The following is a 15872-nucleotide window of genomic DNA, read 5'->3' as shown; positions in this document are numbered from 1 at the left end:
TGGAAGTATATATAAGCATCTAATTTGATTTTGTGACACTGTATCTAAATGAAAAATTCAACACATTATACTGGCCAATTGTTCCCCCTTAATGGCTACTGTGTAATTTAATTACATACAAATTACTCATCAATCTTAAGAAAGCAAATAATCCTACGATAACTCACTGATTAATATCAGATTTAACCAAGATTAACCTGAACAACCATAAAATCACCACTGAAGCATGTTTATGGATAAAGATGAGTTGGTAAAATTTTACCTATTGCTTTCGTCTAAATGGTTGGCCTCTTTTACTGCTGTAGTTAAGAAGGTTGTGTTACGCGGTAACTGAATGACTTAAATTGTTTGATGGGAAATGGATTAAGAAAGGGGTAAAAAAAGCAGGGTCTGTGCCCTGCTTCTTCTATTAACTGCCTTGTTGTTTGGCTGCGTATTCTGCGCGAATCTGGTCTGCCACGATTTTGATCGCTTCGGCTGTACTTGTGCCCTTTGCCATCAATTCTTGAATTCGTTCTACAGCTTCTTGCTGCTCTTTGTGCGATATAGGTGGTAAATCGTCAAACATAAAAAAGGCTCCTCAATGTGAGGAGCCGACTATAACGATTCAGTTAATAGGTCGCAAGAAAATTAATGGATGCGCCCATTGCATTTTCGTTTGTGTATCTCGCAGCAATATCTAATTCAATCAAGTTCAATGGCGATAAGCCTATACCAGCCGTAATCGTCCCTTCATCATTACTTCTAGCAAGGTTTTTCATATAGCCACCTCGTAGTGCCATTTGGCGCAAAATGTCTATTTCGAAGCCAGCTCGAATCATTTGGGTGTTGTCATCAAATGAGGAAAAGCGTTTCTCTTCATTTAAGTCGTAGTCGACGCTCATGGTAAAGTAGTCTGCAACGATACCCGCACCTACAGTGTAAACAGGTCTCATACTGTATTCGTATGACTGAATCGTATCAGTATTGTACTGGAACGATTTGGTTTTCACGTCTCTTCCAATCAAGTTTTTAGCCGAGATACCCAAACGATATGGGCCGAAGAACCAAAGTGCACCAGCATCTAAGTTAAACATAGTTTCAGCAGTTTCGTGTTCACGGAGATCTTTCGTATCAAAGTTTTTAAAGCTGGTCGCATAAGAATATGTATAGATACGCTGCAGTTTTGGGGTGATACCAAAAGAAAGATGCTGATTCATAAAGTTAGTGTACTTGGCAAGAGACACCCCCGCCTCCGCTACGCCAATCGAAACACCTTGAACATAGCTGTCTGTCAGTGGATCGACACCTGATGTATCAACATTAGGTTGAACAAATGACTCTGTGTAGAGTTTTCCGTAGACAGTTGCTGATAAGAATTTATTTGGAATACCAACGGCAACGACACCACCTAAGTCAAAATCCATTTTTTTGCCGTCAATAGCGTCCATGGATTTTTTGATCTCATCAACATCGGTCAGCTTACTAATGCGCTCGATTTCGTCAATAAGATCATATTGATCGTCATAACTTATACCGAAACTTGGAATGATCATACCCGCGTCGTCATTGCGGCGGTAGATTGCAGTCAACGCAGGGTTGAAAAATGGAGCGGTCAGATAAGAGGCAGAAACGGTACCAACACCACCCATTGCATCGCTACGTGCTTCAATAGCATAAGTCGCAGCAGACGCGACATTCGCAAATAGTGATGCTGTGATGGTGGTGGCTAAAATTTTGAATTGGGTTTTCATACTACACTTGTGTTTTTAGTTCTTCCTGAACTTATATCGGCACAAATGTTATTTCTTTAATTATTCTTCCTGAGAAAGATCATAAGTACGGCTGATTGTTTGAGCTTGCTCAACAATTATGTCCCCTTGCCAACGTCTACTGTTGATACTTACCGCTAAAACATATCTATCGTTTGGTACACCAGCTAATTCAAGTGAGTTTGGGTAATTAGATTCGTAGGTTTTCTTCCACATCTGCTCATACTGGCCATCCACATAGTCGTACAGACCGACTTCTAATTGAGGTAATGGGCAATGAGGATTGCGAAGTGCACTCTTTTCTACTTTCCAGTTCTCTTTTGATGTCCAGCGTACATATTGGGAGGAGTTTGAGTCTCCGAGTATCACCCAAGTTCGGTAAACTTGTTTATCTTTAGATACAACGGACAAGTGATACAAACCGGCTTCCAGTTTACCTGTGAGGTTGTATCGCTTGAGAAAACTGCGTTCGTTTGCAATTTCTGTCCCATCAGCTTGCTCTTCATAACTGAAAGAGCTGTCACCAGAGATAGATTCATCAACCCAACGACGAAACGATATGTCCTCAATATCTGTTGTCGCTCTAAGTTTAATCACCAAACGGAAAGTATCGCGCCCCGGGCTTTGGATAGTTTGACGAATCACGTTTACGCCACTGATCCAATCAGGCAAGGTAACACCTGTCAGTGATTTGCCACAATTTTTCGAAAGAGATTGACCGAGTAAGTCATTGAGATGAGGAGTTAGATCTTTGCTTGGCTCTGTTTGCCATAACTCAACCAACGAGTTGAACATCCCTGCGAGGTCATCTTCAAGCAGGTGTTGATGAGCTTGTGTCAGTGGCGTATTGGTTTGAAACCAGTCCATCGCTTGGACTGGTTTCACTAACGCTAACGAGAGAACTACAGGGAGTAGCGTTTTCATTATCGATTATGCTTTCATCTTGTAGCCTACGCCACGAAGCGTTTCGATTTCAAGGCCTGGCAATTTCTGACGAAGTTGAAGTACGTGGGTATCTACAGTACGTGTTGTTGGGAAATGGTTGTAACCCCATACGTGGTCTAGTAGTTCATCACGAGTGAAAACGCGGCCTAGGTTTGACGCCAAGAACAGAAGCAAATCAAACTCAGTACGAGTTAACGTGATCAAATCACCTTTGAAGATAACTTCACGTGTTGCGCGATCGATCTCCAGATCTTTCGTCATCACTTTATCTGCATTAGCTTGATCAGCAGAGTCAGGCGCACGCAATTGAGCACGAATACGCGCGAACAATTCAGCTTCTGCAAACGGTTTTGTAAGATAGTCATTTGCACCAGAGTCTAAACCAGCTACCTTATCTTTAACGGTAACAAGAGCCGTTAACAAGATAACTGGAACGTCTTTAATTTTCTTCCATTCAGGGAGATGTTGTACGGAGTCACCGTCAGGTAGCTGGCGATCTAGGATGACAAGATCCGCTTTTTTCCACTGAGGTTCGACGTCGGCAATACGCTCCACATGTAAACACTCATATCCTGCTTGTTCCAGGCTTACTAACAGGCCATCAGCCAAGTTTTTATCGTCCTCAACGAGAAGCAGTGTCTGTTTCACAAGGTATCTCCAATATAAAGGTTGTAGGTGGTCCCATTAGGGACATTTTTCCGCCCATGCGGCCTACCATAGATTCAACGATTGTTAATCCAAGTCCTAACCCGCTCTTACTTACGAACGGTTTTCTCAAATTTGCCCAGTCTTTAGAAGTCAAATCACCGGCATCTCGGACTTGGAATACGATTTTTTCTTTACTGGTTTGAACGTTCAGTTCAACCGGTGGAACGCCATACTTAAGTGCGTTTCGCAATAAGTTATCGATACATGTTCCAAGCCAGTAAACGTTAACCTTTGCCGCTACATCTTCGTTGATGTTGAAAAGCACAGCGTTATCAAATTCTTCTTCAATCTTATATTCTAGCCATTCTGCTACAGATGGAACCCAATCTGTTGCAAGCATTTGGTTATCAGATTGCAAATAATCTTTACTTGCCTCCGCCAATTGACGCAATCGGCGAGTATCTTCACATAATCTTCGGAATTCGTCATACACACTTTCAGGTAAGTGCTCAAATTCTCGTCTAAATCCTTCGACGGTTAGCGATAGTGAAGCAATTGGCGTTCGAAGCTCATGCGTTAAGATCTGTAAGACCAGCATACGGCTACGAAGTTCTTCACGCTTACTGTTCCAACGGTACACCGCCCAGCCAATGACAAGCAAGATGTTTGCAATGACAAGGATGATCATACTGATCCGCAATACTTGCGAGTGATCTTCTACATCCCAACATATGTTGCCTCGTTTTACGAAACAGCTTTTGCTTTGTGACGCTAATGTATAAGAAAGACCCGCATTCGCGACGTTTTCTTGCCAAACATCTTTGGAAAATACGAAGTAACGGTCTCCACGACGAAGCCACATTTCCTTGCCTTCAATAAACATACTTGCTCCTGCAATTAGAGCATTAATGGCGTCATCGTCCATGTTTTGCAAGCTTTCTAGTAGCTCGTCACCTTCTTCGTTATCACGCTCTTTAATGTGCATGTACTGAGCAAGTTTAGGACGCAACTCGGGATACTTTTCTACATAGCGCGCCGCGTAAGTACCGCCACCCGGGTGAATTAATCCACTACGCGAGAACCAGCGCGGCGTTAGCTGCGTGCCTTTACAAATAGCACGAGTAAATACTAGAGGCTCAGTAATTAGAGGGCTGAGTGGTAATTTTCCTCGACATGTATTCGCCAAGCTGTAGAGCTGCTGAATATCCTTCAAAGGATAGTCCGAAGTTTGAGGAAGCAACGAATCAGGTGAAAGCAACTTCGTAGGGTAATTTGATTGCAGAATACGTATATCATACGATTTAAGAGCCACTTCATAGTTAAATAGCTCTGTAAACGTATCTATGCGTTCTGGTAGTGAATCGGATAATGCAGGTGCCGAGAATAGTGGCAATATTGATGCAAAACCGAGCAAAAACTGTTTAATCAAACTGTTACCGTTACTTGTTTCATTAGCGAAAACTATACATCAATCTACAAGCAATTGACATTAGCTAACTTAAGGATTTGCATTACTATAACATTGAAACGGAACAAAAAAGGGCCAGCAAGTGCTGACCCTGTATAGTTTTAAAACAATTTCGATTACAACGCTTTAAAAATCGCCTCTACGCTTTCTTTAGCGTCGCCAAACAGCATCGAAGTGTTTTCTTTAAAGAACAGTGGGTTCTGAACGCCCGCGTAACCAGTATTCATTGAACGCTTGAATACGATGACGTTTTTCGCGTTCCACACTTCCAATACAGGCATGCCAGCAATCGGACTGTTCGGATCTTCTAGCGCTGCTGGGTTTACAGTGTCGTTCGCACCAATAACCAGAACCGTATCTGTTTCTGAGAAATCATCATTGATTTCTTCCATCTCCAGAACGATGTCGTATGGTACTTTCGCTTCTGCAAGTAGCACGTTCATGTGACCAGGCAGACGACCCGCGACAGGGTGAATACCAAAACGAACTTCAATACCTTGTGAACGAAGTGCATCAGTAATTTCATGCACCGGGTACTGCGCTTGCGCTACTGCCATGCCGTATCCCGGAGTGATGATTACTGACTTCGAGTTTTTCAGCATTTCAGCCACTTCTTCAGCAGTGGTTTCACGGTGTTCGCCCTGCTCTTCATCACTTGAAATGATAATCTCTTGACCAAAACCACCAGCAATAACACTGATAAACGAGCGGTTCATCGCTTTACACATGATGTATGACAGAATTGCACCTGAAGAACCAACCAAAGCACCTGTTACGATCAATAGGTCGTTTGCAAGCATGAAACCTGCTGCTGCCGCTGCCCAACCTGAGTACGAGTTAAGCATAGAAACAACAACTGGCATATCCGCACCACCAATGGATGCGACTAGGTGGTAACCAAACGCGAACGCAATTAACGTCATCACGATAAGCGCGAACATGCTGCCATCTGCTTTTACGAAGTAGATCATTAGAAGCGTTGAAACTACGATCGCAGCCAGATTCATTTTGTGCTTGTGAGGAAGGTTCAGTGGAGACGATGAAATCACACCACGTAACTTACCAAACGCAACAATAGAACCTGTGAACGTTACAGCACCAATGAATACACCAAGGAAAACTTCGACAAGGTGGATAACATGCTCTGCATGCGTTGCAGCTTCTGGTGCGTCTAAGTAGCTATTGTAACCAACAAGTACCGCCGCCAAACCTACAAAGCTATGTAGAATAGCAACCAGTTCTGGCATTTCGGTCATCTCTACTTTCTTGGCGTAGAAAATACCGATCGCACCACCGATCGCCATCGCGATAATGATCCAACCAAACCCTTGAGCATCTGGGCTAAAGATCGTTGCGATCAACGCGATCGCCATACCCGCGATACCGTAGTAGTTACCGTTACGTGCGGACTCTTGCTTAGACAGCCCCGCCAAACTCATGATGAAAAATAATGCAGCAACAATGTAAGCTGCTTGTACTAATCCTGCAGACATTGTGACTCCTTATTTATCTTTGCGGAACATTTCAAGCATGCGCTTGGTTACGGTGAAACCACCAAATATATTGATACTTGCAATCAATACAGCAATAAAGGATAGGAATGATACAACCCCGTTTCCTTGTCCGATTTGCAACAACGCTCCAACCACAATAATGCCCGAGATAGCATTCGTTACAGACATTAGTGGCGTATGCAGAGCATGTGTTACGTTCCAAACTACGTAGTAACCCACCACACACGCAAGAACAAACACGGTAAAGTGAGAAAGGAACGCAGCAGGTGCTACAGATGCAATCCAAGCAAATGCGCCAACGGCTGCAACAAGACCAATCAACTTTTTAGTCGGAGAAGTTGGTTCTTCAACTTTTGGCTCTTTCTTAACGGGTTGAGCTTGCTTAGCTTGAGGCTGAGCCGATACTTGAATTGGTGGCGCAGGCCAAGTGATTTCGCCTTCTTTAATAACAGTAACACCACGAAGAACTACATCTTCGAAATCAATATTGATGTTGCCGTCTTTTTCTTTACAAAGCAGTTTAAGAAGGTTTACAAGGTTGGTTGCGTAAAGCTGGGAAGATTGCGTTGGCAAACGGCCGACCATGTCGGTGTAACCAACAATTTTTACGCCGTTGTCTGTCATGATAACTTGGTCTTTCACTGTGTATGCACAGTTACCACCATTAGCGGCTGCCAAGTCCACAATCACACTACCCGCTTTCATGCTATCGACCATTTCTTTGGTGATCAACTTCGGAGCAGGTCTGCCCGGGATTAATGCAGTTGTGATGATGATATCAACGTCTTTAGCTTGCTCTGCATATAGCTCTGCCGCTTTCTTATTGAAGTCATCAGACATTTCTTTTGCGTAGCCGTCACCAGAACCAGAGTCTTCTTGGAAATCTACGGTCAGGAACTCCGCACCCATCGACTCAACTTGTTCTTTTACTTCTGGACGAACGTCAAACGCACGAACGATAGCGCCAAGACTGCCAGCCGCACCGATTGCAGCCAAACCCGCTACACCAGCACCAGCGACCAAAACTTTCGCTGGTGGCACTTTACCTGCAGCCGTAATTTGACCAGTAAAGAAGCGACCAAACTCATGCGCTGCTTCAACTACCGCGCGGTAACCGGCAATGTTAGCCATTGAAGAAAGTGCATCCAAGGCTTGTGCACGAGAGATTCGAGGAACAGAATCCATAGCAAGAACGTTAATATTCTTACTTGATAGTTGTTCCATCAACTCTGCGTTTTGAGCAGGCCAAATAAAGCTAACAAGTGTTGCACCATCCTGTAGTAACGCGATTTCGTCGATGCCTTTTTCTTCATCTACGATTGGCGCATTCACTTTTAAGATAAGACCAGATGCCCATACTTCGTCACTAGAAACGACTTTCGCTCCAGCAGCTTCATAAGCAGCATCATCGAAACTTGCTAGCACCCCCGCTTGAGATTCGATAACGACGTCGAATCCCAATTTAATTAACTGCTCAACCGACTTCGGCGATGCAGCCACTCGCGATTCACCCGCGAGTATCTCTCTAGGTACACCGATTTGCAAAACGCATACTCCTTGTATACATATCAATAAATTAGTCCCAAAACAGAGCTGTGCTCTACTCTAATTCTTTTTTATTTCTATCTGTTTACCACGCAAGACAATTGCAAACGAAAGATGGTGTTTGGGGCCACCCATTTGCACAATAACACCTTGACTAACAGCCCTGTTATTATTCTGTTTGTATCGAACGTGGGTTATGACTTCAAGTGTTTTGTAATTTAAATACTAAATTTCATTACATATAACGCTAAGTAATCAAAGATTCTCGCTTTGACCATGAAAAATAACAACGCTTTGTCACACAAGACCGAGGTCTAACCAGATCGTCGTAACTACTTAGTTAACAGACATTTAAGCTAAAAAAAGAAAGAGCCATCAGCATATACACTAATGGCCCTCGTTAAGATGATTCGTATCAAGTTGCAGCGAATTGTTAATCGAAGATTTTGTCGCCCATTTGATCGATAAACATTTGAGATTTCTTCAACATCAGCTCGTTTGCATCTCCCTCAGAGGCGAGCAAATCAGAGCGAATGAAACGATGCGTTTTGACTTCTCCATCGTAGGACTTTTCAATGCGCCCTGCGATTCTGTATTGACCGCCTTCTGAAATGCTCTCTTGATAGATCAGAAAGCCTTTGTATTCGACAGGCTCTATCGTTTTTACTTCGGCAGTTTTTTCACTGCCACCAAACAAGCGTGAAAAGAATCCCACGATTCCTCCTTGGGTACGATTACTCTATTGTTTCGGTTTTGCGCAAACGCCAATCACCTAATGTTGACGTTTAAGATTGGTTTCTCAAACCAGTCCAGCTCTTTGTCATCATCATAACTAGTATGAGAGAAAATGACAGGCACATCATTATCGCGATTCTTACGCCTGTCTTCTAAAATCATAGCGGCAGCATTGTGTACCGCGACATCCACGCTTTGCTTGAACTGAGTGAGTTTTCTTTCCGGTAGTGCAGAGAGAAAATCAATATCATGACGAATATAAACAGGTTTAAGCTGAATCAGCGCGAGACAGGCAATATCTGCCAACTGCTCGTTATCGAATTGAGAAGTGTATTGGTCTGAACTTAGCACTTGACCAACGAGGGTTTCCATATAGTTATGTACGTCAGAACTGATCTGCATTGATGATTCTCCTATGTTCATTGTGAACAAGTATAGCAGCCGGTCGTTTTGAACAACTCTTTGATTGCTCTTAATTTAATCAATCTCTCTCTTTTTGTTGCGATGCGAGCCAAAATACTTGGGAAAATACGTAAATACACGTATTCTTCTTAAATCAAAAAGCTGGAAAATCAAATACTCACCTTACTCAGTATTGATTGAATGCTTAACGTAACATACTAGATATAATCAACTATTTGCAGGCAGTTTTTAATAAATGTCCTCATCTTTAATGACGTCATCAGGCTTTAGATTTTTATTCCCGATCGCACTATTAGGTATGGTGAGTGTTGGTATGGGCAACATCATTCAGATGACTCAATCCAACTGGGGTATTGCTGCAAACCTACCTTATATCTTGCTAGGTTGTGCGCTCGTGCTTTGCTACTCCTTTAAGCAAGGCAGAGAGTCAATGGTCTGCTTATCCATGTTGGTGGCATACTTTGTTATTCAGCATCGATTGCAAGTCCCTCTAAACAGCGGAACCGCGTTATTAGAACTCACTATTCTCGCTACCCTGCTTCCTGTCTCCTTTTTGACGGTCTTTCTGTTCAACAAAGATGGATTCGATTCAAAAGCCATGTTCATCTATGTTTTGATGCTGGTGATGTTCATCTTGTGGTCCTACATCATCTTGGCTTATTACGTTGATGGTGGCTTTGAGCAATGGACCAGCGGCATTTTGTTCATTGTGCCTAGCGTATCTAAGCTGCCGTTTATTCTTGTTTTGTATTGTGTTGGTATTGTGTGCTTTCTTGGTATTCTGCTGCTGAAAACCAACAAAATCATCCATGCGATGACCTATTCTGCAATGGCTTTAGCTTCCGCGACATTCATCTTCTTTGATGTGCAGTACATTTCCAGCACCATGTTTACGCTTACTGGTCTGCTCATCATCATCTATTCGACCTCGGCGAGTCACCAACTTGCTTTTACTGACAGCCTAACGCAGATTCCAAGCCGCAGAGCATTAGATTTAGATCTAAAACACATGGGCAGAAAATTCACAATTGCAATGCTCGATGTCGACCACTTCAAGAAATTTAACGACACGTACGGGCATGACATCGGCGATGATGTGCTCAAAATGGTGGCTTCAAGATTAATGAAAACACGTGGTGGTGCAAAGGTTTATCGCTTCGGCGGCGAAGAATTCACCATGGTCTTCAAGGGAAAAAACGTTGAAGATTGTCGCCAATATATAGAAGAAGCTCGTAAAGCTATCGCTGAATATGAAATGATCCTTCGTGACAAAGCCTCTCGCCCTGACGATCACAAGCAAGGCCAGCAAAACCGAGGTACCGAAGACATGCAAAGAGAATCGGTATTCGTCACGGCGAGCTTTGGTGCTGCAGACAGTAGAAACGGAAGAGAACCTGCTGAAGTCATCAAACTGGCGGATGCGGCATTGTATAAAGCTAAAAAAGCAGGTCGAAATTGCACAAGAGTAAATCAGAACTAATCAGATAAAGAAATACAACGACCGCACTCAAATAAGTGCGGTCGTTTTGTTTAGACAGTTCAACGGCAAGTTTCGTCAATCCTGATTAAAGAACAGAACCAAACTGCCGCCTTTCAGATCACTACCATAATTGATGGTTAAACCGATACCAATATTGTCTATCCAATCGGACTCAAACGGTGGAGTCATCAACCATCCAATACTGCCTTCATAATAATTCGTGGTATTTAGCGGATCGCTCGTATCGCCACCAATATCGATTCGACTAAAGCTGGTATAGAAAGATTGTACGGTCGTACCAATATGAGCGACGTCGTAGAAGACTTTGACACCATTTACCCAATACCAACCTTCCGGCTTTCCTACATTCCCGTTATTTGCCTCACCCCATCCGGTTCCATAGAAGTAATGTGGCGATGTCCAGAGATACCATTTACCCCATGATTCTTGCTCAAGATATTTTAACTTGGCGTTAAGCTGTCCGAGCAAAGCCCAAGCGCTGGTATTTATCAATGCACCATCCAAGATAGGTTGGAGTGCCGTAATTGCATCACTTCGGTAGGTATAGTCCGTTTTATAATGTATGAGGTGAGCCCCTAGCGCACCACTTAAGCTAAAGTGTTCTGTGAGCTGCTTTTCCACTTCAAACTCGTTATACCCACCGATAAACTGCTCTTTACTTCGATCTGGAATAGGTTCTTCATTGAAGTAAACATCTTGATCAATGCCCAACAGATAAAAGCGTCCATTAAAACGATACGTTAGTTTCTCAGTTTCGTTTTCGGCAAGGTCAAAGCTGTAAGGTAACGTGAATTCTTTGATCTCTTTGCGCAGCTCCAAAGAGTCTGCCGTCCCAATATCTTCGTTACTTAAGTTGAAGTATTGGTTAGGGTCGAAATCATGAAACCCAAATGTAAATACATCGGTGTCAGTTAAAACCACACTCAATGCAAAGTTGTACTCAAATTCTTTGACTATTAAATCATTAAGCGTTTCGGCTTGTGAAGCCGCGGACAAAAGTGACAGTGTAGCTACAGCGTAACTGTTGATAACAGCTTGTTTCAACTTGCGTTTACCATTGTATAAGTATTGCGACCTAACGATTTTGAAGTATAAAGCGCCCTATCTGCCGTGGCATACAAATCTGCTTGATTCTCTTTTCCAGTGGGTTGGAACACAAACACACCCTGTGACACCGTCACTCTATTTGCAACGCTTGAGAACTCATGCTGATAGTCAAGGAAGTACATCGCTTCTTGAATTCGCTCTGCTTCTCTTTCTGCCGTTTGCGCGTCCGTGCTACTGAGTAAAACCACAAACTCTTCTCCGCCATAACGACCAACATATTCACCAGAACGACAGAATGTTGCTTTAAGCTGGTTGGCAATCGCTTGTAAACAGCGGTCACCTTCTATGTGTCCATAGTTATCATTAAATGGCTTAAAGAAATCGACATCCAAGAGTATCATCGCCATCGGCATATGGTGCCTTCCATGCCACGCCACCATTGAATCTAACTTTTGATCAATGTAACGGCGGTTGAAAAGCTTGGTCAGTCCATCCTCGTTGGCTTGTTGAGTAAGAAGTTGGTTGACTTGCTCTAGTTGGGCTGTTGCTTGTTTGAGTTCTCGACGCATATGCGCGATACGCTGCATCGCTATGAGTTTGGAGTTCAGGACGAGTTTGTCAACTGGCTTAATCAAATAGTCATCGCCGCCTGCATCGATCGCTTTCGCAATCATTTCAGGTTCTTCATGACTACTTAAGAAAATGATAGGAATCCAGTCTGGAAAAGTTTCTCGAACGTGGAGGGAGACTTCAAAACCGTTCATTTCAGGCATGGAAATATCAAGCAGTACCAGTTCGGGGTCAAAGCTCTCGTAAGTATTTAAAGCTTCTATACCGCTACCGACGGCTTTGACGATATGTCCAAGCTGTTTAAGACGAATAGCCAACTGCATTCTGTCTAGTTGAACATCGTCAACCAGAAGAATACGCATTGATGTCCCTGTAGGCTGCATAACGCGTTCCATTTTTATTTGTCTTTATTAAACATATACCATACTCATAGACTTGTTGCATTACGCTAAGAATTAAGTGCTATATTTTTTGTCGATTTGTCACGAATTCAAATGGTTCTTATGGTAGCTATTTGATGCATTTGGTATTACTATTCCCGCCTTTTGTAACGAGAGACACACCATGTCAGAAGCAACTAACAACGAAAGCAAAAAAATTGATCTAGAAACCATTTCTCCAGAACTACGTAAAGTTATCGAATTTGACGAAGTTCCAGAGCAAATGTTCGAAATGGTTACCTCTATCCATGAAGTGTCTGAAGAAGCTGTACGTGCGTCTTGGGACGAAATGCCTGCAAGCGCGCAAAACATTCTAGATAACTTCGAGCAGTTCCATGCTCTAGTATCAGTAGGCCAAGCGTTTGCTGGTATTAATGTAATGGAAGAGTTCCCAACTCTGAATCTGCCAGAAAACATGACAGATGAAGATAAAGAAGAGTACCGTTCGCAACTGCTTGATAACGTTCTTCACAACTGTGTTAAAGACATGGTTAAGCAACTGAAGAAAGCACGCCGCGACCCAATTCTTAAGCGTGAATTCAAAGAAGTATTTGCAAAATAATTGCTAGAATACAAATAATTAAGGCCGCATCGCGGCCTTTTTTGGTCATGTAATAAGTCAATTCTTTTATAAGTTTAATGCGGTGCTAGCGCAACGTCTCTCTGCGTGACACTCACACCTTTCACCTGAGCATAAACCTTGTCACCCACTTTCAAGTTCAAGTCATCAAGCGCCCATGGCGTAATAGTCGCCCACAAATAGCATCCATCATCTAACTGCAAAGAGACGTTAATACTTTGCTTATCATCTCCCGCGTTAAACGCTTCTATCGAATGAACTTCGGCAGGCAATACATTTCGGATTGACGTTGCTTTCGGCTGCTCTAAAGCAATCGAGACATCATTTGCACGCACCTGTAAACGAATTGGCGTGTCGGGCTCACCATCAATCTTTTGAACCCAAAGTGACGCGCTTGGAGCGAGCTTCACACGAGTCAGCGCATATTGCGAATGGTGTGCATCGATCTTTCCTTCAAACAGACTGCTTTGATCGGAGAATGATTGCCATGGTCGCATTGCGTGAGAAGCCCAAACCTCTTCAAGTTTGCCAGATGTGGTTACTTGTCCTTTATCTATAATCGCAAGATGTTGAGCAAGCCTCAAAATCTCTTGTAGGCTATGCGTTACATAGATAATGGGAATATTCACCTTGTCTGACAACTCTTCCAGAAATGGCATGACTTCACGCTTTCTGGGCATATCTAGTGATGCGAGAGGTTCATCCATCAACAACAAATCCGGCTTCGATAACAGTGCACGAGCAATAGCGACACGTTGCTTTTCACCGCCAGAGAGTGAGATTGGAAAACGCTTTAAAAGAGGTTTGATGGAGAGCAAGTCCGTAACGGCATCAAAATACGCATCATCTTTTTCCTTCACCCCATACAAAAGATTGCCCTGTACAGAGTAATGAGGAAATAAACGCGAATCCTGAAATACATACCCGATTTTACGTTTATGCGTTGGTAAATTGATCCCTTGTTCACTGTCAAACAAGACGTGCTCACCAATTGCAATTCTGCCCTGTTTTGGCGTCACCAACCCACTAATCACATTGATTAATGTGGTTTTACCAGCTCCAGAACGTCCAAATAATGCACTTATCTCGTTACGTGGTAACGAAAGATCGATATCAAAGTTAGTTTCGCCAAGCGTTTGTTTGAATTGAATTTTAATTGTCATCGCTTCGCACCCAATCTACTCGCTGCTTTACGATTCAACCACTCAGAAATCATCAACGTCGATAAAGCGAGAGCAATAGAAATGATACACAAGCGTGCCGCTTCCATTTCCGCTCCCGGTGTTTCAATAAAATTGTACATAGCAAGGGGAATGGTTTGTGTCTCCCCGGGAATATTGGACACAAAACTGATGGTTGCGCCAAACTCACCCAGACTGCGGGCAAACGACAACATAGTGCCCGTGATGATTCCAGGAATCGTCAGAGGCAAAGTAATGGTTAAAAAGACTTTTAAAGGCGATGCGCCCAACGTGGATGCCGCGTGTTCCAGCTTAGGATCCACACCCTCCAAGCTCAACCGGACAGAGCGAACCATCAAAGGCAATGCGACAACAATACAAGCGACAACTGCCCCTTTCCAATTAAAGCTAAACACCAAACCTAAATGCTCATAGAGCCAACGCCCTAAAAAGCCTTGTCGCCCTAACGAGACCAACAACAAATAACCAATCACCACTGGTGGAAGCACCAGTGGTAAATGAATCAAGCTATCTAAAATAGATTTGCCGAAGAACTCTTTGCGAGAAAGTAACCAAGCAAGAAATACACCTAAAGGAATAAGCCAAAGTACCGCATAAGCGCCAACTTTTAAGCTCAACATTAGGGCTTGGTATTCAAGTTCTGTCACTCTTTGTCCCTATTATTGAAAACAGCATTATTGTTGGAAACCGTAATGAGCAAAAACTCGCTTCGCGTCTTCCGATTTCAAATACTGGAAGAATTGTCTCGATTCCGTTGAATCGTTCACTACCGCCGCTGGATAAACGATGGCCGCATGCGTATCACTCGCAAACTCGCCAACGATTTTCACTTTGCTAGTCAACTGCGCATCGGTCTTATAAACCACCCCTAAAGGAGCTTCTCCGCGCTCAACTAAAGCCAAAGCAAGACGTACATTTTTTGCTGGTGCAACTTTGGTTTGAATCTCTTTCCATACACCCAGTGTAGTCAGTGATTCTTTCGCGTACATCCCTGCCGGCACAGACGTAGGGTTGCCCAATGCGAGGCGACTGCCATTTAACGCCGCTTCCCAAGCTTTTGCATCCGCGAAGTTAAATACGGCTAAGCTTGACGTTTGAGGTGCAATAAGAACGAGACTATTGCGCACTAAATTAGTGACATTGTCACCATCTATAACACCTTCATCAACCAAGTAGTCCATCCATTTCGTGTTTGCAGAAATAAACACATCAGCTGGGGCACCATTGATAATTTGTCGTGCGATCGAAGACGAGCCGCCATACACAGGCGTAACTGTTACGTCATACTTTTCTTTAAAATCTTGAGCGATTTCGTCAATCGCATTCGTCATCGAAGACGCAGCATAAACTTTCAGATCCGTTGCTGCATTTGTTGAGAATGAAATGCTTAATATTGCCGCTAGGCAAGCATGCGTTTTCCATGCTTTCATAAAGTGACTCCGTACAAGGCAAGCGAAAATTCTATCTAGCCAAATGAATGCGTTCCCAGCCCGATCCGTTTTT

16 protein-coding genes are annotated in these 15872 nt (G+C 43.2%); 2 read left to right on the top strand and 14 right to left on the bottom strand.

Going from position 1 to position 15872, the window contains the following annotated elements; translation table 11 throughout:
- Positions 1 to 409 precede the first annotated feature (409 nt).
- From UF05_RS24765 to UF05_RS14335, 9 genes are all read right to left on the bottom strand, one after another.
- The gene (locus UF05_RS24765) at positions 410 to 568 is read right to left on the bottom strand and encodes a YoaH family protein (RefSeq protein WP_005479401.1); all 159 of its coding nucleotides are present in this window, start codon (positions 566 to 568) and stop codon (positions 410 to 412) included.
- A 43-nt stretch (positions 569 to 611) separates the two neighbouring features.
- Positions 612 to 1733 (bottom strand): conjugal transfer protein TraF, encoded by a 1122-nt coding sequence (locus UF05_RS14370; protein WP_005455289.1) that lies wholly within the window; start codon positions 1731 to 1733, stop codon positions 612 to 614.
- A gap of 60 nt (positions 1734 to 1793) precedes the next feature.
- A complete protein-coding gene (locus UF05_RS14365; protein WP_005455351.1) occupies positions 1794 to 2675 on the bottom strand; it encodes a DUF2861 family protein in 882 nt (293 codons plus the stop codon).
- A gap of 6 nt (positions 2676 to 2681) precedes the next feature.
- Positions 2682 to 3344 carry a response regulator transcription factor VxrB gene (gene vxrB / locus UF05_RS14360; protein ID WP_005479407.1) on the bottom strand — a complete coding sequence of 221 codons (663 nt, stop codon included), beginning with the start codon at positions 3342 to 3344 and terminating at the stop codon, positions 2682 to 2684.
- On the bottom strand, positions 3319 to 4773 hold the full coding sequence (gene vxrA, locus UF05_RS14355; RefSeq protein ID WP_029839387.1) for a sensor histidine kinase VxrA: 1455 nt from the start codon (positions 4771 to 4773) through the stop codon (positions 3319 to 3321). The genes vxrB and vxrA overlap by 26 nt, the downstream gene beginning before the upstream one ends.
- A 155-nt stretch (positions 4774 to 4928) precedes the next feature.
- Positions 4929 to 6305 (bottom strand): Re/Si-specific NAD(P)(+) transhydrogenase subunit beta, encoded by a 1377-nt coding sequence (pntB, locus tag UF05_RS14350; protein ID WP_045545403.1) that lies wholly within the window; start codon positions 6303 to 6305, stop codon positions 4929 to 4931.
- Positions 6306 to 6314: 9 nt separating this feature from the next.
- Positions 6315 to 7871 carry a Re/Si-specific NAD(P)(+) transhydrogenase subunit alpha gene (locus tag UF05_RS14345; protein WP_045545402.1) on the bottom strand — a complete coding sequence of 519 codons (1557 nt, stop codon included), beginning with the start codon at positions 7869 to 7871 and terminating at the stop codon, positions 6315 to 6317.
- Positions 7872 to 8304: 433 nt separating this feature from the next.
- Positions 8305 to 8586 (bottom strand): HlyU family transcriptional regulator, encoded by a 282-nt coding sequence (locus UF05_RS14340; protein WP_005460998.1) that lies wholly within the window; start codon positions 8584 to 8586, stop codon positions 8305 to 8307.
- Between the two features lie 53 nt (positions 8587 to 8639).
- Positions 8640 to 9008 (bottom strand): late competence development ComFB family protein, encoded by a 369-nt coding sequence (locus UF05_RS14335; RefSeq protein WP_005479403.1) that lies wholly within the window; start codon positions 9006 to 9008, stop codon positions 8640 to 8642.
- Positions 9009 to 9264: 256 nt separating this feature from the next.
- Here UF05_RS14335 and UF05_RS14330 point away from each other — a divergent pair, with 256 nt between their 5' ends.
- Positions 9265 to 10509: a GGDEF domain-containing protein gene (locus UF05_RS14330; RefSeq protein WP_011106381.1), complete on the top strand. Its 1245-nt coding sequence runs from the start codon at positions 9265 to 9267 to the stop codon at positions 10507 to 10509.
- A gap of 75 nt (positions 10510 to 10584) precedes the next feature.
- On the opposite strand, the gene UF05_RS14325 is transcribed toward UF05_RS14330, so the two are convergent.
- Together UF05_RS14325 and UF05_RS14320 are read right to left on the bottom strand one after the other, a co-directional pair.
- Positions 10585 to 11574, bottom strand: a complete 990-nt coding sequence (locus UF05_RS14325) for a Solitary outer membrane autotransporter beta-barrel domain (protein WP_045545401.1) — start codon at positions 11572 to 11574, stop codon at positions 10585 to 10587.
- On the bottom strand, positions 11571 to 12530 hold the full coding sequence (locus UF05_RS14320) for a GGDEF domain-containing response regulator (RefSeq protein ID WP_005479359.1): 960 nt from the start codon (positions 12528 to 12530) through the stop codon (positions 11571 to 11573). Before UF05_RS14320 ends, UF05_RS14325 begins: the two co-directional genes overlap by 4 nt.
- Positions 12531 to 12711: 181 nt before the next feature.
- Here UF05_RS14320 and UF05_RS14315 point away from each other — a divergent pair, with 181 nt between their 5' ends.
- Positions 12712 to 13149 (top strand): DUF3069 domain-containing protein, encoded by a 438-nt coding sequence (locus UF05_RS14315; RefSeq protein WP_005461031.1) that lies wholly within the window; start codon positions 12712 to 12714, stop codon positions 13147 to 13149.
- 74 nt (positions 13150 to 13223) lie between these two features.
- On the opposite strand, the gene modC is transcribed toward UF05_RS14315, so the two are convergent.
- From modC to modA, 3 genes are read right to left on the bottom strand one after another with little or no spacing between them, the layout of a single operon-like run.
- Complete coding sequence (gene modC / locus UF05_RS14310; protein WP_045545400.1) at positions 13224 to 14330, bottom strand: molybdenum ABC transporter ATP-binding protein ModC; 1107 nt, start codon at positions 14328 to 14330, stop codon at positions 13224 to 13226.
- Positions 14327 to 15016, bottom strand: coding sequence for a molybdate ABC transporter permease subunit (modB, locus tag UF05_RS14305; RefSeq protein ID WP_045545399.1), 690 nt, complete (start codon positions 15014 to 15016; stop codon positions 14327 to 14329). Before modB ends, modC begins: the two co-directional genes overlap by 4 nt.
- 27 nt (positions 15017 to 15043) lie before the next feature.
- Positions 15044 to 15799 (bottom strand): molybdate ABC transporter substrate-binding protein, encoded by a 756-nt coding sequence (gene modA / locus UF05_RS14300; protein ID WP_025505836.1) that lies wholly within the window; start codon positions 15797 to 15799, stop codon positions 15044 to 15046.
- Between the last annotated feature and the right edge of the window lie 73 nt (positions 15800 to 15872).

The sequence above is a fragment of the Vibrio sp. S457-15 genome, from assembly GCF_000960545.1.
GTDB classification, from domain to species: domain Bacteria; phylum Pseudomonadota; class Gammaproteobacteria; order Enterobacterales; family Vibrionaceae; genus Vibrio; species Vibrio parahaemolyticus.
This window is presented reverse-complemented; position numbering and strand designations above follow the sequence as displayed.

Bases quoted from the DNA above. Each gene is read 5' to 3' on its own strand.
- UF05_RS14315 (WP_005461031.1), top strand. From the start codon at position 12,712: ATGTCAGAAGCAACTAACAACGAAAGCAAAAAAATTGATCTAGAAACC.
- UF05_RS14330 (WP_011106381.1), top strand. From the start codon at position 9,265: ATGTCCTCATCTTTAATGACGTCATCAGGCTTTAGATTTTTATTCCCG.
- UF05_RS14370 (WP_005455289.1), bottom strand. From the start codon at position 1,733: ATGAAAACCCAATTCAAAATTTTAGCCACCACCATCACAGCATCACTA.
- UF05_RS14365 (WP_005455351.1), bottom strand. From the start codon at position 2,675: ATGAAAACGCTACTCCCTGTAGTTCTCTCGTTAGCGTTAGTGAAACCA.
- modC (WP_045545400.1), bottom strand. From the start codon at position 14,330: ATGACAATTAAAATTCAATTCAAACAAACGCTTGGCGAAACTAACTTT.
- modA (WP_025505836.1), bottom strand. From the start codon at position 15,799: ATGAAAGCATGGAAAACGCATGCTTGCCTAGCGGCAATATTAAGCATT.
- pntB (WP_045545403.1), bottom strand. From the start codon at position 6,305: ATGTCTGCAGGATTAGTACAAGCAGCTTACATTGTTGCTGCATTATTT.
- UF05_RS24765 (WP_005479401.1), bottom strand. From the start codon at position 568: ATGTTTGACGATTTACCACCTATATCGCACAAAGAGCAGCAAGAAGCT.
- UF05_RS14335 (WP_005479403.1), bottom strand. From the start codon at position 9,008: ATGCAGATCAGTTCTGACGTACATAACTATATGGAAACCCTCGTTGGT.
- UF05_RS14320 (WP_005479359.1), bottom strand. From the start codon at position 12,530: ATGCAGCCTACAGGGACATCAATGCGTATTCTTCTGGTTGACGATGTT.